Origin of the sequence: Pseudomonas parakoreensis (genome assembly GCF_021602155.1) — a bacterium.
Taxonomy (GTDB): Bacteria; Pseudomonadota; Gammaproteobacteria; order Pseudomonadales; family Pseudomonadaceae; genus Aquipseudomonas; species Aquipseudomonas parakoreensis.
In genome coordinates this window covers 141,192-164,087 of the sequence record NZ_BQHY01000005.1, presented here as the reverse complement: position 1 = coordinate 164,087, position 22,896 = coordinate 141,192, and the positions used below count along the sequence as shown (strand labels likewise).

Below are 22,896 nucleotides of genomic sequence, written 5' to 3'. Positions count from 1 at the left end.
TTCATTGGGGAACTATTAAAATCCATTCACTCATTCACCCTGTTTATTCTTTCGCTCTTCAAAAAATCGCTCGACAACGATTCGCGGATTGCCGAGCCTCTCATCAACTACCTCATCACCCTGAACAGCATTTATTGGAAATACTTCCCATGAAGAATGCTCCCACCCATCATTATGAGTACCATCAAAGTTGCATGCGATACGGAATTGTATATTAGCGGATTGAACCGGAATTGATCCGTATCGTACATAGGCAATAAATTCTGAAGGCTGTACTTCCTGCCACATTGCATCGGGGGAAGGTATAGTTCGCATTACACTGAAATTATGAAATTCAAGATTCAAATTCCCTCTGTACCACGGCTTATCTATTGGACGCGTAGTCATTTTGTACATATTAGTCCTGACATCAACCGCTCTTCCGTCGGCAGATTTTTTATATTGATAATACAACCAGGCATGCAACTCTGGAATCCTGTGATTAAGATAAGCCACTCTGGTTACTGCGTTATCCCAGCCATCAGAATAAGTAACATCAGCATCAAAAAATTCACCTCGCCCATGATAAATAGTTCCTGACCTTTCAGCTTGGAACTTCGCCCAACGCTCAACTTCACTCAAATCAATTTTCGCGTCCTTCATAACATTCTCCTCAAGTGAAGTTTTAATTTACTTCCCCGCTGCTCACCCGCCTACTGTCAGAACTGACAGTTAAAAAGATCAAATACGTCTAAAAAAATATTTTATAGACACTAGAACAGCTAACGATTCCCCGTCCTACTTCGACACGCGCAGCAAACTACAACGCCTTGCGCCTTTGCCTACAGATCCGCCAGAATCCGCCGGCTTGTGCGCCTTGCCGATGCCCCGTAACGTGATCCGTACCGCTGCCAATCAGTGGTCGGGTTTAGTCGCCCGGGAGGTACTGCGAAAGGTGCATAAGCGTCATCAAGTCGGGTATTCCCTATCCCCGCACTCAATGGTGGCTGTGCGCAGGGCGCCCTCGGGCGCGCCGGTTTTTTCGTAGTCCTCCCGGTCGACTAACCTGCGTCCAGCCGCCACCCTCTCGTTTAGTCGGTGAGCATTCTGCTGCTGGATCTGGCGGACAGCCTGGAAGACAAACCACGGCATCTGGCGATGGCGATTTATCAGTTGAACGAGATGGGGTTGTTGCTGGCGGAGAAGACGCTGGACAGTGAGCGGGCGATTGCTGTGGGTTAGCCCGTAGATAGACGTTGTCGGGGCTGACGCCTTCGCAGGCAAGCCCGCTTCCACAGGGATTTGTTGTGTGCACACATTCCTTGATCAACCCCGGACACTGTGGGAGCGGGCTTGCCCGCGATGGCAATTAGGCGAGCGCCGCCGAAGTCAGGCCGAAGCCGGCAATGGCTGGAAGCTGAAGTACTGGCGCAGCGCCTCGACCAATTGCCCGTATTCCGGAGGCGGGCGTTGCAGGCTGAAGCCGGCGTCGTAATGCAGCGGTGTGGCGTCTTCCTGGCACCACAGGCAGCACGCGTTGAAGTCGATCACCTGCTGGCAACCATCGCTGGCGGGGATTCTCAGGCGCAGGTGGAACTCGGCACCAATCATCATCGGCAACTGGCTGATGAGCATCAGCCCGTCTTCAGACACATTGCCCAGAAAACCGATGGGTTTGTCGGTGACGCTGTTGTACACCCGGAGGAAGTACGGCAGTTGATGCCGTTCGATTCGGCGGTCAGTAAACATGCGCAGTACGCCATGCAAGGCTCCACTACAGAGCCGCACCTTTGCTTCGGAACGGGCCCGTCTCGCAGACACGCTCTCCCCGCTCCCGGTGTGACGGTCGCCAATACGCCATCACCTCAACCTCTACCAGTCGCAGGTGTTGCCTCGGTTCGAGCGCCAGGCGCCGAACCGGATCAATGGACTATAGCTCAGCTTGTACAGTCGGCCAGCGTTTGTATGACACCCGGCATCAGAAGCGTTGCGGACCTGGCACGGCCGCTGCGCTACGCGTCGGGTAATGACCCAGGCTCTGCAGGGTTTCCAGGCGCGCGCGAGCGCGGAAGGCGTATTCGCTGTTGGGGTACGAGGCGATGATGAACTGATAGGTCTGCGCCGCGTCGATGTACATTTTTTGCCGTTCCAGGCACTGACCGCGCATCATCGACACTTCCGGCCACACATACGGGCGGGCACGGCTGGCGCGTTCGACCTTGGACAGTTCGAGCATCACCTGCTCGCAATTGCCCCGGTCATAGGCGCTGTAGGCGTTGTTCAGATGATGGTTCATCGACCAACGGGTGCAGCCCGTGACGGCGAGGACGCTGAGGGCAAGGGCGGCAATGGGCACGAATCGCATGGGGTATTCTCCTGTCTTATGATCATTATCGACCTCGGGCGAGAAATCTTCAGAGTCCTTTGTTCCGATTGTCGCGTTCAATAAAGAAAACAATAAGTAGTGCAAACGAACAATGACTACACCCAAAGAGCGTAGTAGCCTCTGCGAGCGCTTGAACCTGAGGAGTCTTTGCATGTCCGTCCGTCGTACCAAAATCGTCGCTACCCTTGGCCCGGCCAGTAACTCGCCGGAAGTTCTCGAACAGCTGATTCTGGCTGGTCTGGACGTCGCCCGTCTGAACTTCTCCCACGGCACCCCCGACGAGCACAAGGCTCGTGCGAAGCTGGTGCGTGACCTCGCGGCCAAGCACGGTCGCTTCGTCGCCCTGCTGGGCGACCTGCAAGGCCCGAAAATCCGTATCGCCAAATTCGCCAACAAGCGCATCGAGCTGAAGATCGGTGACAAGTTCACCTTCTCCACCAGCCATCCGTTGACCGAAGGCAACCAGCAAGTGGTCGGCATCGACTACCCGGATCTGGTCAAGGACTGCGGCGTGGGCGACGAGCTGCTGCTCGACGACGGCCGCGTGGTGATGCGCGTTGAAACCGCCACCGCCACCGAACTGCACTGCATCGTGACCATCGGCGGCCCGCTGTCCGACCACAAAGGCATCAACCGTCGCGGCGGCGGCCTGACTGCTCCGGCCCTGACTGAAAAAGACAAGGCCGACATCAAGCTCGCCGCCGAAATGGAAGTCGACTACCTCGCCGTGTCTTTCCCGCGTGATGCGGCGGACATGAACTACGCCCGTCAACTGCGCGATGAAGCTGGCGGCACTGCCTGGCTGGTGGCGAAGATCGAGCGCGCCGAAGCCGTGGCCGATGACGAAACCCTCGACGGTCTGATCAAGGCCTCCGACGCGGTCATGGTTGCCCGTGGCGACCTCGGTGTGGAAATCGGCGACGCCGAGCTGGTGGGCATTCAGAAGAAGATCATTCTGCATGCACGCCGCCACAACAAAGCGGTGATCGTGGCGACCCAGATGATGGAGTCGATGATCCAGAACCCGATGCCGACCCGCGCCGAAGTGTCCGACGTGGCCAACGCCGTGCTCGACTACACCGACGCCGTGATGCTGTCTGCCGAATCCGCTGCCGGCGCTTATCCGCTGGAAGCCGTGCAGGCCATGGCGCGCATCTGCGTCGGCGCTGAAAAGCACCCGACCAGCAAGACGTCCAGCCACCGCATCGGCAAGGAATTCGAGCGCTGCGACGAGAGCATTGCGCTGGCGACCATGTACACCGCCAACCACTTCCCGGGCGTCAAGGCGATCATCGCGCTGACCGAGAGCGGCTACACCCCGCTGATCATGTCGCGTATCCGTTCGTCGGTGCCGATCTACTGCTTCACCCCGCACCGCGAAGCCCAGGCCCGCGCGGCGATGTTCCGTGGCGTGTACACCGTTCCGTTCGATCCGGCTTCGCTGGCCCCGAACGAAGTCAGCCAGAAAGCCATCGACGAGCTGGTCAAGCGCGGCGTCGTGGAAAAAGGCGACTGGGTCATCCTGACCAAGGGCGACAGCTACCACACCACCGGCGGCACCAACGGCATGAAGATCCTGCACGTTGGCGATCCACAGGTCTGAGTGATTCGCTGAAAACCAAAAGCCCCGGCATGTGAGTGCCGGGGCTTTTTGCATTCTGCTCCAACAGATTTTGTATCGGCTCCGGCCTCATCGCTGGCAAGCCAGCTCCCACAGGGCCAGGCGGTGATCACAGATCTTGCATCCACCACAAAAACTGTGGGAGCTGGCTTGCCAGCGATGAGGCCAGCCCGGCCAGCGAAAATCTCAATGCCGCTTGATAAACCCGGTCAAGGCCGCCAACGCCTCCGGCGAGCGCAAGCGCTGGGTGAACAGCGCGCCCTCCTCCTCGATCACCTTACGGATCAATCCGCGATCCGGCGCCTTCATCAATTGCTTGCTGATGCGCACCGCGTCCGGCGGCAATTCGTCGAAACGCAGAGCCATTTCCCGGGCCTTGTTCAGCGCCGCTTCGCCACTGCCCAGCGCCTCGCTGGCGATGCCCCACTGCGCGGCCTGCTCACCGCTGAAACCTTCACCGAGCAACAACAACTCGGCCGCTTTGGCCTGCCCGAGCAAACGCGGCAGGATCAGGCTGGAACCGAACTCCGGACACAGCCCCAGATTGACGAACGGCATGCGCAACCGCGCATCGCGGCTGACGTAGACCAGATCGCAATGCAGCAATAATGTGGTGCCGATGCCCACGGCAGCACCGGCCACAGCGGCAACCACTGGTTTACGGCATTCGAGCAGATTGAGCATGAAGTGGAACACCGGGCTGTCGAGGTCGCTCGGCGGTTGCTGGATGAAGTCGGCGATGTCGTTGCCGGCGGTGAAGCATTCGGCGCTGCCAGAGATCAGCACGGCAGTGATTTCAGGATCGCTGTCGGCCTGCTTCAGGGCCTCGGCAAGGCGACTGTACATCGCGCGGGTCAGGGCGTTTTTCTTGTCCGGGCGGTTGAGGCGCAGGGTGAGCAAACCGCGTTCGCGTTCCAGCAGGATGGCTTCGGTCATCAGCGTTACTCAACATTAAAAAGGGCTGACAAAGTTCTTTTTTGGTGATGCAAAACTTTTGTGGTGAGGGGATTTATCCCCGATTGAGTGCGCAGCGCTCACAAAATCCTGGGGCCGCTGCGCAGCCCGTCGGGGATAAATCCCCTCGCCACAGGGTTCCGCCTTGCTCCAAAAGGATCAGCGCTTAACGGCGGGACAAAAACACATCGGCCAGCAGCTGATTGCGCGGCAGTCCGGCCAGGTACAGACGCTTGGCAAAGGCCTCGACGCTGGCAGTCGAGCCGCAGACTAAGGCCAGGGTCTGCCGGGAAACAAGGCGCAGTTGCGCCAAAGCGGCGGCTGACTCGGCCGCCGTCCATAGCTCGACGCTGAGGTTTTCGCGCTGCGCAGCGAGCGCCGCCAGAGGTTTGGCCAGATAGTGCTCACGCGCGTCATGGGCCAGATGAATAAGGCGGATGGCGCCTTGGTGATCCTGACGCAAGGCTTCGCGCAGCACGCCGAACAACGGCCCCAGCCCGGTGCCGGCGGCCAGCAGCCACAGCGGGCGCGCGTGCCAGTCCGGGTCGTAATGCAGGGCGCCGCCGCGCAGCTCGCCGAGGCGGATCGGGTCGCCGATCTGCAGGCGCCGCGCCGCATCGCTGAATTCGCCGGGCTGGCGACAGTCGAGGTGGAATTCGAGATAGCGGTCTTCCTGCGGCAGACTCGCCAGCGAATATGGCCGGGCGATGTGGTTGATCCACAGCACCAGATGCTGCCCGGCGCTGTAGCGCAGCGGTCGTTGCGGGGTCAGGCGCAAACGCAGTACGTTGTCGCTGAGCCAGTCCAGCGCCTCGACCAGCGCCGGGCGACCGTCAGTGAGCGGGTCGAACGTGTGCACGTGCAAGTCTTGCGTGACCTGGCACTGACAGGCCAGTCGCCAGCCTTCCTGGCGCTGTTCGGCACTCAAGGCGTCCGGTCGACTGTCGGTGGGCAAGCCGTTCACGCACTGCACCAGACAGGCATGGCAACTGCCGGCGCGGCAACTGTAAGGCACCGCGACGCCGTGCTGATTCAGCGCGTCGAGCAAATTGCTGCCCGCCGCCACCGACCATTGCCGGTCACCGACCCTAAGTTCAGGCATCTACATTCTCCCATGCCGCGGCACAGCGATTGCGCCCGTCGCGCTTGGCCCGGTACAGCGCCTGATCGGCGCGCTGCAAGGCGTCGTCCAGATCATCACTCAGTTCCAGCAGGGTCATGCCTGCCGACAGGCTGAGGTTGCGCACGTTCAGCCCCACCAGTTCGACATCAGTGAAAGCAATGCGCAGGCGTTCACAACAAGCCGTCAGGCGTTCGGCATCGCAGTCGGGCAGCAACACCACGAATTCCTCGCCACCGTAACGCGCCAGTACGTCGCCGTCACGCAGGCAGGCACCCGCCACCCCGGCGAAGGCCTGCAACACCTGATCGCCGGCGGCATGACCGTGCAAATCGTTGATGCGCTTGAAATGGTCGAGATCGATCAGCGCCAGACCATGCACCACGCCCGGTTCCATCTCCGCCAGTTCCCGTGAGGCCAGGCGCAGAAAATGCCGGCGATTGAACAGTCCGGTCAGCTCATCGGTGGCCACCAGATCTTCGAGCTGGCGCATCATTCCGCGCAGGGTGTCCTGATGCGCCTGCAGGGCAAACCGGCGCTGGCGCATGCGTTGCCGTGACACCTGCACAAAGCGTGCGTAGATCACCAGCCAGGCCAGCACCATCGCCAGAATGCACACCTGCAACGCCGCCATTGCCGGATCCGGCAGACGGAAGTGATAGCCGTCCCAGAGGGTGATCGCACAGAAACTGAAGAACACCAGCAGCGCGCAACGAATGAACGCGCGCCGGGATAAATGAAACAGGCCGAACAACAGGATCAGCACGTAGAACACCAGAAACGCGCCACGTGCTTCGTCCAGATGAGCGATCAGCCAGGTCTGCCAGCCGAGCCCGAGCAGCACTTGCGCTTCGGTCAGGCTGGGGTCGGCGAAGCGCTGATTGTGCCCGGACCAGAACAGCGTAAACAACGTGGCCTGGCAGATCACCACCAGCGCACTGCCGATGGCCACGCTGTTCAATGATTGCGGGTAATGTCCGGTGAAAAATGCCAGCCACAACAACAGCAAAGCCAATCCATAGGTGGCCGCAGCGAGGGCGAAGCGTTTGAGCAAAAGACGTTGAATGGCGTTATGGGTCAATCGTTGACTCACCGTGCGATAGGAGGCTGACCGAGTGTCCTACTCTACAGACCGGATGCCACTTTAGAGGGGCGGTCGATAAATGACCACCGATTTTCGGCGCCAAAAATTGACGTCAAATGCATGACCCATCAATGCCCCATGAAGACCTGTGGTGAGGGGATTTATCCCCGATGGGGCGCGAAGCGGCCCCCTGTAATCCCTCAGACAAACCGGGTGCACAGGATTTACGGCTGCTGCGCAGCCGATCGGGGATAAATTCCCTCGCCACAATGTTTATCCGACCAAAAGCCAATGTGTGCCCACCACCGAGGCGCGGTATACTGCCGCGCCTTTTTAGCGTCGCGCCAGCAGCCCCGGCGTGCCTTGAAAGGTGCTTGCAACCGACCGATGCACCCAAGCTGCAAGCACCTTATTGAATGTTCCCGTCTTTTAGAGGAGCGCGACTCATGACCGTGATCAAGCAAGATGACCTGATTCAGAGCGTTGCCGACGCCCTGCAATTCATTTCCTACTACCACCCCGTGGATTTCATCCAGGCGATGCACGAAGCCTACCTGCGCGAAGAATCGCCAGCGGCCCGTGATTCGATCGCACAGATCCTGATCAACTCGCGTATGTGCGCCACCGGCCACCGCCCGATCTGCCAGGACACCGGCATCGTCACCGTGTTCGTACGTGTGGGCATGGACGTACGTTGGGATGGCGCGACCATGAGCCTGGACGACATGATCAACGAAGGCGTGCGCCGCGCCTACAACCTGCCGGAAAACGTCCTGCGTGCCTCGATCCTCGCCGACCCGGCGGGCGCTCGCAAAAACACCAAGGACAACACCCCGGCGGTCATCCACTACTCCATCGTCCCGGGCAACACCGTGGAAGTGGACGTGGCGGCCAAGGGCGGCGGTTCCGAGAACAAGTCGAAAATGGCCATGCTCAACCCGTCCGACTCGATCGTTGACTGGGTACTGAAGACCGTTCCGACCATGGGCGCCGGCTGGTGCCCACCAGGCATGCTCGGCATCGGCATCGGCGGCACCGCCGAGAAAGCCGCGGTCATGGCCAAGGAAGTGTTGATGGAATCCATCGACATCCACGAACTCAAAGCCCGTGGCCCGCAGAACCGTATCGAAGAGATCCGTCTGGAGCTGTTCGAGAAGGTCAACCAGCTGGGCATCGGCGCCCAGGGTCTCGGTGGCCTGACCACCGTGCTCGACGTGAAGATCATGGATTACCCGACCCACGCCGCTTCGTTGCCGGTGTGCATGATCCCGAACTGCGCCGCCACCCGTCACGCGCACTTCGTGCTCGACGGTTCTGGCCCGGCATCGCTGGAAGCGCCATCGCTGGATGCCTACCCGGAAATCGTCTGGGAAGCCGGCCCGTCGGCCCGTCGCGTCAACCTCGACACCCTGACCCCGGAAGAAGTGCAGAGCTGGAAGCCGGGCGAAACCGTCCTGCTTAACGGCAAGATGCTCACCGGTCGCGACGCGGCGCACAAGCGCATGGTCGAGATGCTGAACAAGGGTGAAACCCTGCCGGTGGATCTCAAAGGTCGCTTCATCTACTACGTCGGCCCGGTGGATCCGGTCGGTGACGAAGTGGTGGGCCCGGCAGGCCCGACCACCGCGACGCGGATGGACAAGTTCACCCGTCAGATCCTTGAGCAGACCGGCCTGCTGGGCATGATCGGCAAGTCCGAGCGTGGCCCGACCGCGATCGAAGCGATCAAGGACAACAAGGCTGTGTACCTGATGGCCGTGGGCGGCGCCGCTTACCTGGTGGCCCAGGCCATCAAGAAGTCCAAGGTGCTGGCCTTCGCCGAACTGGGCATGGAAGCGATCTACGAGTTCGAGGTCAAGGACATGCCGGTCACCGTCGCGGTGGACAGCAACGGTGAGTCGGTGCACATCACCGGCCCGGCGATCTGGCAGCAGAAGATCGCCGAAAGCCTGGCGGTAGAAGTGCAGTAAGCGTTTCGCAGCATGAACAAGGCCGGCCCGTCATCTGACGGGCCGGCCTTTTTTGTGCCCTGCACATTCAAAGCCCTTTGGCACCTGTCAGATCTGACAGGTTACGTACTTCTCACTTGTTGGTAGCGTCTGTCCACGCACGTGCTTCGCGTGTGCAATGGATCCGACCATGGCCGATCAAGAGCTGAGCATCATCACCCCGTCCATCGCCAGCAGCGCGTCGATCACAACGATCGGCAAAAGCTGGGGGGCAGTGGGTGCCACTGGCGCGGCTTCATTTGAACTGCCACTGCCGCTGTCCGCCGGACGTGGCTGGGATCCGCAACTGTCGCTGACTTACAGCAGCCAGACCGGCAACGGGCCATTCGGCATCGGCTGGAGCCTGGGCATTGCTCAGATCAGCCGTGGTACCGCAAAAGGGGTACCGCGTTATAGCGATCTCGATGAAATCATCGGTGACGATGGTGAGGTGTGGCTGCCGGAACTCAACGACGACGGCACAGTAAAGTCGCGCCTTGAAAAATCCTACAACGGAATTGAAGTCGGCTATCACAACGTGGTGCGTTACTGGCCGCGGGTCGAACGTGACTTTGCGCTCCGCGAGCGCTGGCAACGGGCGACAAAAACGGCAGCCGAGCCACCCTTCTGGCTGATCCACGGCGCGGACGGTTCACTGCAGGTATACGGCAAGACCCGCGCCTCGCGCCGGGCCGATCCGGACGATGCACTTCGCGTCGCCAGTTGGTTGCTGTGCGAGAGCATGAACCCGCTTGGCGAGCACATCTGCTTTGCCTATCTGGCCGATGACCAGGACCTCGACCCGATTCACGATTACCGCGCCCAGCGTTACTTGCGCGCGGTGTTCTATGGCAACGTCACGGCCAGCCAGCATTTGTACAGCTGGATAGTGGAGGATCCGGCCGAACTGGATTGGCATTTCCATCTGTTGTTCGATTACGGCGAGCGCACCCGTTCACTGACAGAGGCTCCGGTGTACGGTGGCGACAGCCTGGCTGTCTGGGATAAACGCCGGGATCCGTTCTCCACCTTCGGTCAGGGTTTCGAGCTGGGTACGCGGCGCCTGTGCCGACAAATCCTGATGTTCCACAACTTCTCGCGACCTGCCGGTGCGGATCCACTGCTGGTGCGGCGGCTGCTGCTCGAATACCCGTCGCCCTCCGATCCATGGACGTACAACCGGATCAACGCCGCTCACCATCAGGCCTTCGATGCCAGCGGCGCGCTGGAGACGACACCGCCGGTGGAGTTTGACTACTCGCCCTTCGCGATCAATAAAATCCCGACCCGGATGTTCGCCGAAGACAATATGCCGGGCGTTGAGGATGGCCAGTTTTACCAGTGCCTCGACCTGTACGGCGAAGGTCTACCGGGATTTCTCTGCCGCTACGATCAGTGCTGGTATTACCGCGAACCGCTTCGTGCAATGGCGGGACCTGAGGCCATCACCTATGCGCCCTGGACTGAACTGGAACAGATCCCGGTGGCCAGACGCGACGGCGCCGCGCGGCAGATCTTGCTCGACCTGACCGGCAACGGGCGACTGGACTGGAGCGTTGCCGAACCGGGCATCAGCGGATATCGCACGTTGAATGCCGACCGCAGCTGGGCGCCATTCATCGCGTTTAACGGCATGCCGCTGGAATTTTTCAACACACTTTCGCAGCTCGGCGACCTGGTCGGTGATGGCCTCAACTCGCTGGCACTGATCGGTCCGCGCGCGGTGCGCTTGTATGCCAATCGCCGGGAGCAGGGATTTTCCAGCGCCGAAGAGGTGCCTCGCGAAGACAATGAGGACAGTCTGCCGCTGTTCGGCAACGCCCCCACAGAACTGGTGTTTCTGGGCAACATGCTCGGCAGTGATATGAGCGAGCTGTGCCGGATCCGGCACAACGAAATCAAATGCTGGCCCAATCTGGGGCATGGCAAATTCGGCGAAGGCCGGGTGATCAGTGCCCTGCCCTTCCTGTACGACGAATTCAACGTCGAGCAACTGCGGATCGCCGACCTCGACGGCTCCGGCGCACCGGCCTTGATTTATCTGAAAACCGCCGGCTTCGAGATCTACCTCAATCGCGGCGGCAATGGCCTGGAACAGACGCCCGTCTTCGTGCCGTGGCCGCCAGGCGTGAGTTACGACCGTCTGTGTCAGGTCACTTTCGCCGACCTGCAAGGCCTGGGTTGTGCCAGCCTGATCCTGACGGTGCCGCACATGACCCCGCAGCACTGGCGCTACGACTTCGTCGCAGCCAAGCCTTATTTGCTGACCGCGACCAACAACAACATGGGCTGCGCCACGCAGGTGGTCTACCGCAGCTCTGCCCAGGAATGGCTGGATGAAAAGCAGCAGTGGCGAGTCGAGCATCCCGGGGAAATACCGGTGTGCCATTTACCGTTCGCGGTTCAAGTCGTCAGCCGGCAACGCCAACTGGATGAAATTACCGGCAATTGCCTGACGCAATCGTGCGTCTATCGCGAAGGCGTCTACGACAGCACCGAGCGTGAATTTCGTGGTTTCGGTCACCTGCAGCAGACCGACAGCGAACGTTCGGCGGGCGATGACGAAGCTGGCTTCACAGCACCGGTGCGGGTCTGTACCTGGTTCTTGACCGGGCAGGCGATGGATCGATCAAGGCAGGGTTACTTCGACGGTGACCGTGACGCAGTTGACTTGCGACCCACCGTCTTCAGTCGCTATCACCCCGGCGATGAATACGATGAACCCGTAACGCCAGAGGACGAAGGCGTACGCCGTGCAATTGCGCGTGCGCTGGTCGGCGCCGTCGCCCGTATCGAAACCTGGAACGGCACTGACGAGCCGGCCAATACACGGCTCTGTGCGGTAGAGGAGTTTCGTTATCGGGTGCGAGATGTCTTGCCCGCGGGGCAGCGGGGATCGGCAGCCGTGTTGCTGGTACAGCCCCTGGAAAAAATCAGTTATCAGTACGATGGTTACATTGACGACCCGTTGTGCCGTCATGAAATCTTGCTCGCCAGCAGCGAATACGGCCACGCCACTCACAGCCTGACCATCAGTTATGCACGACGGCGCCTGCCGGGCGATCCCCCGCCTTTCAGCGACCCCGACGAACAACAGTGGTGGCGGGACGCGCATGACCCGGCGCAGCGTTTTTTTTATCTCGACGAAACACGCGCACGCTCGATCAATCTGGACAAGAACCCGCAACAATGGCGCCTCCACCTGCCCTGGCAGCAACGCCGCAATGCCCTGGTATTGCCCAACGGCGACCTGCCATCGGGTCTCAACCCGCAAGAGACAAACTGGGAGTCACTCAAGGAACATGTCCGCTCGCCCGAGTGGAATGCCCTGCGGGTGCTGACCGGACAAACCGTACAGCGCTATATCAAGACAGAAGACGGCAGTCTGCTGCCCGATGGCTCGGCGCAATTCGAAGCGCTGACAGGGCCGCTGGAAATGGCCAGCTTTGACAAGACGGCCCTCGCCGCCTACGACGTTCTGCCGCCACCGTTCGATATCCTGCAGGAGCTGGCGAACATCGGTTACACACCCATGCCGCTACTGTTCGACGACACGGCGGTAAACGCGAACGCCGAAAGCCTTTGGTCCGCGCATTACAACTACGCGAAGTACGCCGAGGCCAAGGATTTCTTCCGGGTCCTTGCGTATCGCGAAACCCTGAGCCACGGCTGGACCGAGGCGCAATACGACGAGTATCGCCTGCTGGTCATCAGCGTCGAACTGCCGGATGGCTGCATCACCCGCTGCGAATACGATCGCCATGCTCTGCAGCCAGTGCGCATCATCGATGCCAACGAGAACATTCAGGAAGCGCTCTATGCACCTTCCGGCCAACCTTTTGCGACCAGCTTCCATGGCACAGAAAACGCTGTCGCTGCCGGTTTTCGACCGCTCGACGAATACGTTCGCCCAGTAGATCCAGGCCCGGACGCCGCGATTGCCAACCCGCAGGCGACCGTACAAAAAGCGGCCAGCACCTTGCACAGGGATTTGTTCAGCTGGATGGGACGGTTGCCGACACAGGTCAACACAACGCCGCAACTGCTTGACCAATGGCTGGCCAGCGGCGATGTCTTGCCGAGCCTGCACATTCGCGCCAGCGCGCGCCGACGGCTGGCGCAATTGACGGCGCCGACACCCGCCGAACAGGCACTGCGTGAACTCATCAACGCGGTTGCGCGCACACCGGTGCACAGCGCGACGCTGAGTGCCGACCGCTATCCCGATGATCCGGTGGCGGCACAAGTGCAGATCACCATCAGCTACGTGGACGGTTTTGGCCGCGCGTTGCAAACCCTGCAACGGGTCGAACCCGGAATCGCCTGTGTAGTGGCCGCTGATGGGTCACTGATCGTCGATCGCGGACAGTTGCGCGAGGAACACGCCGAGTCACGCTGGCGGGTCAGTGCCCGGGTCGAATACAACAACAAAGGCCTGGCCGTGAGGCAGTTCCGGCCGTTTTTTGCCGACGCTCACGGTTACGTCAATGATCAATCGCTGCGACGGTACGGCTACTTCGATCAACTGTTCTATGACCCGCTGGGGCGTCCGGTCAAGCTGATCAACGCCAAAGGCTACTTTTCTCGCGAGACTTATCATCCGTGGTATCAGACCAGCGAAGACTTCAACGACACCGACGAAACCGCTGAGCAGGCGTCGGCTTCACCACGGATGCTGCACTGATGAGCGCCAATCTCCATCGGCGCACGCCATCGCTCGTCGTGATCGACGGTCGCGGCTTGCCGCTGCGTCAGGTTGGCTATCTGCGCGCACGGGCCGATGAGACGGCCCAGGCCCTGGTGACTCGCCAACAGCACGATATGGCCGGGCGTCTGGTGGCGCAGTTCGATCCACGCCTGAGCGGCCCGAGCACTACTCACCTCTACGACCTCAACGGCCAGCCACTCAAGGTCAGCAACGTCGACGCCGGCTGGCGCCTGAGTCTGCCCGGGCTGGCCGGGCAAACCGTGCAGCGCTGGGACGCGCGCGGCGTGCACTGGCGCAGCCGTTACGATGAGCTGCTGCGCCTGGTGGCGATCAGCAACAGCGCCGACACGCTCAGTGGCACCTTTACCTATGCCGATGCCAGTGCTCCGCCCGAGCACAACCAGCGCGGCCGATTACTGGAGCAAATCGACCCGTCCGGCAGCCTGCACCTGAACAGCTACAGCCTGGCCGGTCAGCCACTGCGCGAAAGCCGCACCTTTACCGATGCCCGGGAGTTTGTCACCCAGCGTATTTTCAGCCCGCTGGACGCGATGCTGGAACAGACCGACGCTGGCGGCCATCGTCAGCAATTGCGCTACGACGTCGCCGGTCAACTCAAACAGTTGCAACTGCAACTGGCCGGCGACCACACCTGGCAGGAGGTGTTGCTCGACACGCAGTTCAACGCCGTCGGACAAATCATCAAACAACAGGCCGGCAATGGCATTGCCAGCAACTGGGACTACGAGCCAGGCACAGGGCGTCTGCAGCGGCAATGGGCGCGAAAAGGTGCGCAGCCACCCCTGCAGGACATCAGTTATGAATACGATCCGGTCGGCAACCCGACACGCATCCTCGACAACGTGTTCACTCCCAGTTATTTCGCCAACCAGCGGGTCGACGGCGAACGCGCGTTTCATTACGACTCGTTGTATCGGCTGATCAGCGCCAGCGGTTACGACGATGCCACCCCCGGCGACATTCCCGGCCGACCGCAGCCCAGCGATCCCAGGGATCGGCGCAATTACCTGCAGACCTACCGCTACGATCACGGCGGCAACCTGACGCAACTGCGTCATGTGCGCGAAGGCGCCTGCCAGACCCGGTTGATGCATATCGACGCAGCAAGCAATCGCGGTGTGCGCTGGACAGAAGGTGATCCCGCACCGGATTTCGAACGGTTATTCGACCGCCACGGCAACCTGATGGCCCTGCAACCGGGACTGACATTACGCTGGGACGCCCGCGATCAACTGGCTTCGGTGACTCTGGTCCAACGCGAAAACGGCCCGGATGACGCCGAGTTCTATCACTACAGCCAAGGCGCGCGCGTCTACAAACGCCACGACACCTACAGCGGTTCTACCCGGCATTTCCACGAAGTGCGCTACCTGCCCGGACTGGAAATCCGCAGCAAGGACAACACGGAGCAACTGCACGTCATCAGTCTCGCCACCGGCGGCGGCCATGTCGTTTGCCTGCATTGGCTCAGCGGAAAACCGCCGGGCGTTGCCGACAACCAGTTGCGTTACACCCTCAATGACCACTTGGGCTCATGCGTGATGGAACTGGACCAGCAGGCGCGCCTGATCAGCCACGAAGGCTATTACCCGTTCGGTGCGACCGCGTGGATGAGCGCGAATTCGGCGGTTGAGATTGACTACAAGACGCTGCGCTATTCAGGCAAGGAAATGGATGTCAGCGGTTTGTATTACTACGGCGCGCGGTATTACGCGCCGTGGTTGCAACGATGGCTCAGTGCGGATCCGGCGGGAGATGTTGATGGGCCAAACCGGTTTGCGTTCGTGGGTAACAATCCGCTGCGCTATGTGGATCCTGACGGAAACAACAAGGCGGAAAGTGTGATCATGCTGTATTCAGCCTTTCTTTCCAGCGTCCAGGGACATTCCACGCAGGTGGCGGGGCAAATCCACAACATTCTCCATGAGGAGGGTGTGGCAATGAATCTGGCACTGAACATGGCAGGCGAAGTCGTGAGAGGGGTCGTCGGCTATGAGGGCGGTGTCGCAGGCGGCAAGCTGGTTGACCTGGTGATTCCCAATATGCCTGGCACCACGCCTTACACCACGACCGGGGGGGTGATCGGCGGCAATATTGGCGGCGACTCCGCCACGGCCATGATAGATCCGATCGCCAACAGCGCCGGTCTCAGAACGGGCCCACTGATTCCGCAAACCTCGCAGATCTCGGTCAAGGCCATTGATCACGAGCTGGGCATCAGAGCAGGCGCAAAGGAAATCAGCTCTTGGCGACACGTGAAAGACGAGCTGATTCATCCGGGCCTGGATGCGGTACTCAACCCCTCCTTCATCATGGGCCGGCTCATGGCTTCGTGGATCTCGATCATCCCCGCAGCACAGAACATGTTTGCCCGGGCAGTAGAAGCAGAAGACATCAAAAACCGCCTTGATCCGGTAAAGATCCAGAAAATAGACACAATGCTCGATGACTGGAAATCGGCGGTAGAACAACGTGCCGGCTGGGCTGAAAATGCATTCGATGCGCTGGGCACCGACATCGTTTACCCGGCCAACTCACTGCCGAACATCAACCACATGACATCGGTAGAGACCCTGGCCCCCATCGCTCGCTCGGACCTGCGTCGTCTGACCCGTTTTACGCTGTCCACCATCAAGCGCTCTCAAGACATGATGACGGCGTACAAAGCGATGGGCACTACTGACAATCAGTTCTTGCTGGCGCAGCGCCGAACCCGGAAAAAGGCAGCCTGAATGATCCGTTTCTCAGAGGGGCGGGCATGAGTCCTTCAGTGCACTGGCGAACGCCCACCCTGTCGGCTCACGATCCCAGGGGGCTGCCGGCCAGAAACGTTGCTTATCTGCGGACGGTGGTGGACGCCGAAGTCCAATGCCAGATCACCCGCCAATGCTACGACCCCAACGGCCGTGTGATCGAACAATATGACCCACGGCTCCCGATGCCCTGTCTGACCACCGCCTACCGTCTGGACGGCGAACCACTGAAAGTCGACAGCGTCGATTCCGGCTGGCGCGTCAATCTGCCCGGTCTGGCCAATGAAGTGTTGCAACGCCACGACCAGCGCGGCAAGCAATGGCGCTATCGATACGACCCGATGATGCGGTTGATCGCCGTCACTGAAAATGCGCAAGTCGACGTCGAGCGCTACAGCTATGCCGACCACAATGCCGACCCCGGACATAACCTGCGCGGTGAGCTGAGCGAAAGCGCCGACCCGGGCGCCACGGTGGTGGTCGACGGATACAGCCTGCATGGCAAGGCCATGGGTGAAACCCTTATGCTGTCTGGCGAGACGGCGGCGTTCATCACGCGTATGGATTTCGACGCGCGCGGCAATGTGGTGCAAGTCACCGACGCCGGTGGTCACCGACAACGCTCCAGCTACGATGTCGCCGGCCAGTCAAGTCGGGTATCACTGTGGATAGCCGGGGCTGACGCAGCGCAACCGGTGCTTGACGCTGCCGCATACAACGCCTCGGGCCAGCCGCTGGAACAACTGGCCGGTAATGGTGTTCGCAGCCGCCGCGTCTACGATCCTGCTGACGGTCGGCTGCTGCATCTGCTGGCCGGCAAGGATCAGGAAAAACCGCTGCAAGACTTGCGCTACACCTACGACCCGGTCGGCAATATCCTGCGTATCGAGGACCGCACCCTGGCCACAGTCTATTTTGCCAATCAGCGCGTCGAGGGTGATCGCCACTTTGTCTACGACTCGTTGTATCGGCTGAGCGAAAGTCGCGGCTTCGAAGGCGAGATCCCGCAGCAGTCGCCCGGTTTACCGCAACCGATCCAGCCTGTGGATCCGGGACGACGCTACAACTACACCGAACATTATGCATATGACGCGGGAAACAACCTTGTCGAGCTTGTGCATGTGCGCGAAGGCCACAACTTCACTCAGCTGATGAAGATCGACCCGAACAGTAATCGTGGGGTGCGCTGCAAATCCGCTGATCCCGACCCGGTGTTCAGCGATCACTTCGACGAGCACGGTAACCAGTTGAAACTGCAACCCGGCGCTCAGCCTCTGGCGTGGGACAGTCGTGATCAACTGACTCGCGTTACCTTGCTGCAACACAGCAACGGCTTGCCCGACGACGTTGAAACCTACCGTTACAACCAAGGTGAGCGCATCTACAAGTGCTCGCTGAGCCACACCCCGTCCGTCACCCACCGTCACGAGGTACGCTACCTGCCAGGCTTGGAAATCCACAGCCGCAGTGACGGGCAGCAACTGCATGTCATCAATCTTCCAGGCGCGCGTTGCCTGCACTGGCTCAGTGGCCGACCGTCCGGCATCGAAGCCGATCAACTGCGCTATAACCTTGATGACCATCTTGGTTCTTGCGCACTGGAGCTTGATCGGCAGGCTGACGTGATCAGCCTGGAGCATTACTACGCATTTGGTGGAACCGCCTGGCTGGCGACGCGCTCGGCACTGGAAGTCGGCTACAAAACCATTCGCTATTCAGGCCGGGAAATGGACAGCAGCGGCCTTTATTACTATGGCGCACGCTATTACGCACCGTGGTTGCAACGCTGGGTCTGCGCTGATCCGGCGCTGGATATCGACGGGTTGAACCTGTATGCCTTTGTCGCCAACAATCCGATTGGCCACATCGACACCGACGGCCAGACCCTGGACAGGTTTATCGAAACCACCGCTCAGCGCGATCAGAGAAAGGCACTGAGCAAAGAGAAAAAGCAGCGTTACCGGGATCGGGTCAGTCTGTCACAACAGGTCGATCGTCATCTGAACATTCTGGCGCTGTCGCTGCGTCGCGGTCTGGATGCCCAGCAACAGGTACTCAACCAGCGCTCGACGGGGCAATTTGCCGGGGCCGTCCTGCGCCGCACCGGTGTGCACCTGACCGGCCAGGTCGTGGCCTACGGTGGCGGCATTCTGGTCGGTATCGGCGCCCAGGCGCTGGGCGCCGTCGCTCCCGGCGCAGGTAACGTCGTAGGGATTGCAATGGGCATTGGCGCGAAGAAACTGATCAGCGGATTGTGGGATTACGCCGCAGAACGCACCGGCACCAGCGCGTCTGTCAAATTCAAGGCCAGCCGTCTGTCCAAAGAAAAAATTGTCGAGAAAGCCGAATATAAAACCATGGCACCGATCAATTACCTGCAGCAAAAGTACGCGAAAATGATCCCCGATACGCAGAAGGGCGTGCTCAAGGGCTCCAAGGAAGTGGCGTCGACTCTGATCAGTGTTGGCGCCAAAGAGATGCTGCCGCAAGCTGCCGCTGAAATCAGCGCCACGGCGGGGGCGCTGTTGGGTGCAATTGAAATAGGCCATGAAATCGCCGGAGCAAGTCATGAGCTCAGCGCTGAAAAAATGGCCAAGGGCATCGCCAATGCGAGCGGCCTGATCGATTATTTGTCTGCCAACATGCTGGATATCGAAAAAGCCTTCGAGAGCGCAGGTTTGACAGCAATCAATACCTATGGGCTATTGGGCCGAAACGAAGGCGATACCCCGCAAAATCTATGGCAGGCCACGGCGGCCGTGATCAACGAGCTGGAATACACGCGCACGATATTGCGTTCCAGATCCCGTCAGTTCACTACGGTCTGATCCGCTGACACATGAAGCGAACAGGATTGCCGGCCCCATGCTATCGTGCCCGCCCGTCCCCTTATCCATTAGTCCAGCATGCTGCCGACTTCTCGTACCCTGCGTTTGACGTTGTACACCCTGCTGATCATTGCCGGTGCGGCCATCGCGGCGGCCCTTGCCATCCGCCACGCCGAGCGTCAGGCGCTGGAGGAAGACGCCACCCGCGCCAGCCAGCAATTGGCGTTGTATGCCAATTCACTGCATACCTTGATCGACCGCTACCGCGCCCTGCCCGCCGTGCTGGCGCTGGATCCGCAATTGCGCGGCGCGCTGGCCGGGCCAGTGGGTGCTGAGCAACAGAACGCGCTGAACCTGAAGCTGGAGCAGATCAACGGCGCGGCGCAGTCCTCGACCCTCGAACTGCTCGATCACACTGGCCTTGCGGTGGCCGCCAGCAACTGGCGCCTGCCAAGCAGTTACGTCGGCCACAACTACGGTTTTCGTCCGTACTTCAGCCAGACCCGCACTCAGGGCAGCGGGCGCTTTTATGCGGTGGGCGTGACCAGCGGCATCCCCGGTTATTTTCTGTCCAGCGCCGTGCTGGGCGACAACGCCGAGTTCCTTGGGGCGATGGTGGTCAAACTGGAGTTCCCCGAGCTTGAGCGCGAATGGAGCCAGGGCAGTGACACGCTACTGGTTAGCGATGCGCGCGGGATCATCTTCATCGCCAACCAGCCCGGCTGGCGCTATCGCTCGTTACGGCCGCTGGACAGCCGCGACATGGCCGAGATCAAGCGTACGCGGCAGTACGACAAACAATCGCTGGTCCCGCTGACGCATCTGTCGCTGCGTCACTTCGACGACAACAGCGACTTGCGCCGGGTCGAAGGCCCGGACGGAACGGCGGATTACTTGTGGGAATCGCTGCCGCTGACCACCGAAGGCTGGACCCTGCACCTGCTGCGCCGCCCGCAAGTGGCCTTCGAGGACTTGCGCAACGCCGGGCTGGCCGCTGCGGGAGTGTGGCTGGCGCTGGTGTTTCTGTTGCTGTTTCTCAATCAGCGCTGGCGTCTGTCGAAAGTCCGCCAGCGCAACCGCGAAGAACTCGAACAACTGGTTGAGGAACGCACCCGCGATCTGCGCACCGCGCAGGACGGTCTGGTGCAATCGGCCAAACTGGCGGCGCTGGGGCAAATGTCCGCCGCCCTCGCCCACGAAATCAATCAACCGCTGACTGCGCAACGCATGCAACTGGCGACCCTGCGCCTGCTGCTCGAGCATGGCCGTGTCGATGACGCCTACAAGGCGCTCAAACCAGTGGACGACATGCTCACGCGCATGGCGTCGCTCACCGGCCATCTGAAAACCTTCGCCCGCAAGAGCCCCAGCGGCCTGCGCGAACGCCTGGATCTGGCGACGGTGGTCGATCAATCGCTGCAATTGCTCGACGCCCGTCTGCGCGATGAACAGGTCAGCCTGGTGCTGCACCTGACGCGCCCGGCGTGGGTGCGCGGCGATGCGATCCGCCTCGAACAGGTGCTGATCAACCTGCTGCGCAACGCCCTCGATGCGATGCAAGGCAAACCGTGCAAGCGTCTGGAAATCCGACTGGAGGCCGACGAACAGCTGTGGCGCCTGAGTGTGATCGACAATGGCGGCGGGATTGCCGAAGAACACCTGAATCAGGTGTTCGACCCGTTCTTCACCACCAAACCGGTCGGCGACGGTCTGGGGTTGGGGCTGGCGGTATCCTTCGCTATCGTGCACGAATCCGGCGGGCGTCTGAGCGTGGAAAATGGCGAAGCCGGTGCGGTGTTTGCCCTGACCCTGCCGATCGATCTGGAGGCACACCTCTGATGCTCAATTCAGTGATGGTCGTCGATGACGAAAGCAGCATTCGCAATGCCGTCGAGCAATGGCTGAGTCTTTCGGGGTTCGAAGTGCAGCTGTTCAGCCGCGCCGAAGATTGCCTCGCGGCCCTGCCGGCGCACTTTCCCGGGGTGATCCTCAGCGATGTGCGCATGCCCGGGCTCAGTGGCCTGCAGTTGCTGGCCGAAGTGCAGAAACGTGATGCCGATCTGCCGGTGATTCTGCTGACCGGTCACGGCGATGTGCCGATGGCGGTCGAAGCCATGCGTGACGGTGCCTACGACTTCCTGGAAAAACCGTTCAGCCCGGAGACCCTGCTTGGCAGCCTGCGCCGCGCACTCGACAAGCGTCGGCTGGTCCTGGAAAACCGCGCCCTGCACGAGCAAGCCGACCACCGCGCCCGCCTCGATGCGACGCTGCTCGGCGTGTCCCGTGGCATGCAGACCTTGCGCCGCCAGGTGCTGGATCTGGCGGCGCTGCCGGTCAACGTGCTGATCCGTGGCGAAACCGGCAGCGGCAAGGAACTGATCGCGCGTTGCCTGCATGATTTCGGCCCGCGCGCCGACAAGCCCTTCGTCGCGCTGAACTGCGCGGCGATCCCCGAGCAGTTGTTCGAAGCCGAATTGTTCGGTCACGAAAGTGGCGCGTTCACCGGGGCTTCCGGCAAGCGTATCGGCAAGCTGGAATACGCCGACGGCGGCACGCTGTTTCTTGATGAAATCGAAAGCATGCCAATGGCCCAGCAAGTGAAATTGCTGCGGGTGCTGCAGGAACAGAAGCTGGAGCGCCTCGGGTCGAACCAGAGCATTCGTGTCGACTTGCGCATCGTTGCCGCGACCAAACCTGATCTGCTGGACGAGGCCCGGGCCGGACGTTTTCGCGAAGACCTGGCGTATCGCCTGAACGTCGCCGAGCTGCGTCTGCCGTCGCTGCGTGATCGGCGCGAAGACATCCCGCTGCTGTTCGAATCTTTCGCCTTCAGCGCCGCCCAGCGTCTGGGCCGCACCTTTGCGCCACTCTCCGGAGCGCAATTGAGTCACCTGCTCAGCCACGACTGGCCGGGCAACGTGCGGGAACTGGCCAACGTTGCCGAGCGGCAGGTACTGGGGCTGGATGAGCCGGTGCAGGGCATCGACCCCGGCCAATCCCTCGCCGCGCAGCAGGAAGCGTTTGAAGCGCAGTGCCTGCGCGCGGCGCTGACCCGGCACAAGGGCGATGTGAAAGCGGTGCTGGAAGAATTGCAGCTGCCGCGCCGGACCTTCAATGAAAAGCTGCAGCGGCATGGGCTGAGTCGGGAGATGTTTGTTTCGGGCAGCTGAGTTTTGCAGTGTCTGATCGGGCCTCTTCGCGGGCAAGCCACGCTCCCACAGGGTTTTGTGCTGAACACAGAATGTGTGAACACCACCGACCACTGTGGGAGCGGGCTTGCCCGCGAAGAGGCCCGCACAGGCAACATTTATCCATCAGTCTGAATGAGCGACTTTCCGCTCACCACAATTCAGCCATAAGCGGATTTCCGCTCATTAAATCCCGCCACCCCGTCTAAACCGCCCCTCTCGCCGTTGGCACAGCTCCTGCTATAGCCCCGGCAGGCTGCGTTTTA

13 protein-coding genes and 1 pseudogene are annotated in these 22,896 nt (G+C 60.7%); 8 read left to right on the top strand and 6 right to left on the bottom strand.

Annotated elements, in window-relative coordinates:
- Nucleotides 1-30 precede the first annotated feature (30 nt).
- The gene (locus L6D63_RS09345; RefSeq protein WP_131671138.1) at nucleotides 31-642 is read right to left on the bottom strand and encodes a hypothetical protein; all 612 of its coding nucleotides are present in this window, start codon (nucleotides 640-642) and stop codon (nucleotides 31-33) included.
- A 432-nt stretch (nucleotides 643-1,074) separates the two neighbouring features.
- Here L6D63_RS09345 and L6D63_RS09340 point away from each other — a divergent pair.
- A pseudogene (locus L6D63_RS09340) lies at nucleotides 1,075-1,221 on the top strand (DUF6124 family protein); the annotation flags it as partial.
- A 147-nt stretch (nucleotides 1,222-1,368) separates the two neighbouring features.
- Here L6D63_RS09340 and L6D63_RS09335 read toward each other — a convergent pair.
- Nucleotides 1,369-1,728: a PilZ domain-containing protein gene (locus L6D63_RS09335; RefSeq protein ID WP_095668448.1), complete on the bottom strand. Its 360-nt coding sequence runs from the start codon at nucleotides 1,726-1,728 to the stop codon at nucleotides 1,369-1,371.
- Between the two features lie 229 nt (nucleotides 1,729-1,957).
- Nucleotides 1,958-2,344: a tetratricopeptide repeat protein gene (locus L6D63_RS09330; RefSeq protein ID WP_047296095.1), complete on the bottom strand. Its 387-nt coding sequence runs from the start codon at nucleotides 2,342-2,344 to the stop codon at nucleotides 1,958-1,960.
- Nucleotides 2,345-2,516: 172 nt separating this feature from the next.
- On the opposite strand from L6D63_RS09330, the gene pyk reads away from it, so the two are divergent.
- Nucleotides 2,517-3,968, top strand: a complete 1,452-nt coding sequence (gene pyk, locus L6D63_RS09325) for a pyruvate kinase (protein ID WP_041068487.1) — start codon at nucleotides 2,517-2,519, stop codon at nucleotides 3,966-3,968.
- Nucleotides 3,969-4,172: 204 nt separating this feature from the next.
- On the opposite strand, the gene L6D63_RS09320 is transcribed toward pyk, so the two are convergent.
- From L6D63_RS09320 to L6D63_RS09310, 3 genes are all read right to left on the bottom strand, one after another.
- Nucleotides 4,173-4,922 (bottom strand): enoyl-CoA hydratase-related protein, encoded by a 750-nt coding sequence (locus tag L6D63_RS09320; protein ID WP_236170313.1) that lies wholly within the window; start codon nucleotides 4,920-4,922, stop codon nucleotides 4,173-4,175.
- Between the two features lie 184 nt (nucleotides 4,923-5,106).
- Nucleotides 5,107-6,042, bottom strand: a complete 936-nt coding sequence (locus tag L6D63_RS09315) for an iron-sulfur-binding ferredoxin reductase (protein ID WP_131671137.1) — start codon at nucleotides 6,040-6,042, stop codon at nucleotides 5,107-5,109.
- Nucleotides 6,035-7,141 carry a GGDEF domain-containing protein gene (locus tag L6D63_RS09310; RefSeq protein ID WP_131671136.1) on the bottom strand — a complete coding sequence of 369 codons (1,107 nt, stop codon included), beginning with the start codon at nucleotides 7,139-7,141 and terminating at the stop codon, nucleotides 6,035-6,037. Before L6D63_RS09310 ends, L6D63_RS09315 begins: the two co-directional genes overlap by 8 nt.
- 449 nt (nucleotides 7,142-7,590) lie before the next feature.
- Between L6D63_RS09310 and L6D63_RS09305 the strand changes: the two genes are divergently transcribed.
- From L6D63_RS09305 to L6D63_RS09280, 6 genes are all read left to right on the top strand, one after another.
- On the top strand, nucleotides 7,591-9,114 hold the full coding sequence (locus tag L6D63_RS09305; RefSeq protein ID WP_027612504.1) for a fumarate hydratase: 1,524 nt from the start codon (nucleotides 7,591-7,593) through the stop codon (nucleotides 9,112-9,114).
- A 169-nt stretch (nucleotides 9,115-9,283) separates the two neighbouring features.
- A complete protein-coding gene (locus tag L6D63_RS09300) occupies nucleotides 9,284-13,816 on the top strand; it encodes a SpvB/TcaC N-terminal domain-containing protein (protein WP_131671135.1) in 4,533 nt (1,510 codons plus the stop codon).
- Nucleotides 13,816-16,593, top strand: a complete 2,778-nt coding sequence (locus L6D63_RS09295) for an RHS repeat domain-containing protein (protein ID WP_047296106.1) — start codon at nucleotides 13,816-13,818, stop codon at nucleotides 16,591-16,593. Before L6D63_RS09300 ends, L6D63_RS09295 begins: the two co-directional genes overlap by 1 nt.
- A 26-nt stretch (nucleotides 16,594-16,619) precedes the next feature.
- The gene (locus L6D63_RS09290) at nucleotides 16,620-19,442 is read left to right on the top strand and encodes an RHS repeat domain-containing protein (RefSeq protein ID WP_131671134.1); all 2,823 of its coding nucleotides are present in this window, start codon (nucleotides 16,620-16,622) and stop codon (nucleotides 19,440-19,442) included.
- Nucleotides 19,443-19,520: 78 nt separating this feature from the next.
- A complete protein-coding gene (locus tag L6D63_RS09285; protein ID WP_047296110.1) occupies nucleotides 19,521-21,281 on the top strand; it encodes an ATP-binding protein in 1,761 nt (586 codons plus the stop codon).
- Complete coding sequence (locus L6D63_RS09280; RefSeq protein WP_131671133.1) at nucleotides 21,281-22,612, top strand: sigma-54-dependent transcriptional regulator; 1,332 nt, start codon at nucleotides 21,281-21,283, stop codon at nucleotides 22,610-22,612. Before L6D63_RS09285 ends, L6D63_RS09280 begins: the two co-directional genes overlap by 1 nt.
- The last annotated feature ends 284 nt before the right edge of the window (nucleotides 22,613-22,896 follow it).

Coding starts and splice junctions, on each gene's coding strand:
- L6D63_RS09320 (WP_236170313.1), bottom strand. CDS start 4,922: ATGACCGAAGCCATCCTGCTGGAACGCGAACGCGGTTTGCTCACCCTG.
- L6D63_RS09295 (WP_047296106.1), top strand. CDS start 13,816: ATGAGCGCCAATCTCCATCGGCGCACGCCATCGCTCGTCGTGATCGAC.
- L6D63_RS09290 (WP_131671134.1), top strand. CDS start 16,620: ATGAGTCCTTCAGTGCACTGGCGAACGCCCACCCTGTCGGCTCACGAT.
- pyk (WP_041068487.1), top strand. CDS start 2,517: ATGTCCGTCCGTCGTACCAAAATCGTCGCTACCCTTGGCCCGGCCAGT.
- L6D63_RS09315 (WP_131671137.1), bottom strand. CDS start 6,042: ATGCCTGAACTTAGGGTCGGTGACCGGCAATGGTCGGTGGCGGCGGGC.
- L6D63_RS09335 (WP_095668448.1), bottom strand. CDS start 1,728: ATGTTTACTGACCGCCGAATCGAACGGCATCAACTGCCGTACTTCCTC.
- L6D63_RS09345 (WP_131671138.1), bottom strand. CDS start 642: ATGAAGGACGCGAAAATTGATTTGAGTGAAGTTGAGCGTTGGGCGAAG.
- L6D63_RS09300 (WP_131671135.1), top strand. CDS start 9,284: ATGGCCGATCAAGAGCTGAGCATCATCACCCCGTCCATCGCCAGCAGC.
- L6D63_RS09330 (WP_047296095.1), bottom strand. CDS start 2,344: ATGCGATTCGTGCCCATTGCCGCCCTTGCCCTCAGCGTCCTCGCCGTC.
- L6D63_RS09285 (WP_047296110.1), top strand. CDS start 19,521: ATGCTGCCGACTTCTCGTACCCTGCGTTTGACGTTGTACACCCTGCTG.
- L6D63_RS09280 (WP_131671133.1), top strand. CDS start 21,281: ATGCTCAATTCAGTGATGGTCGTCGATGACGAAAGCAGCATTCGCAAT.
- L6D63_RS09305 (WP_027612504.1), top strand. CDS start 7,591: ATGACCGTGATCAAGCAAGATGACCTGATTCAGAGCGTTGCCGACGCC.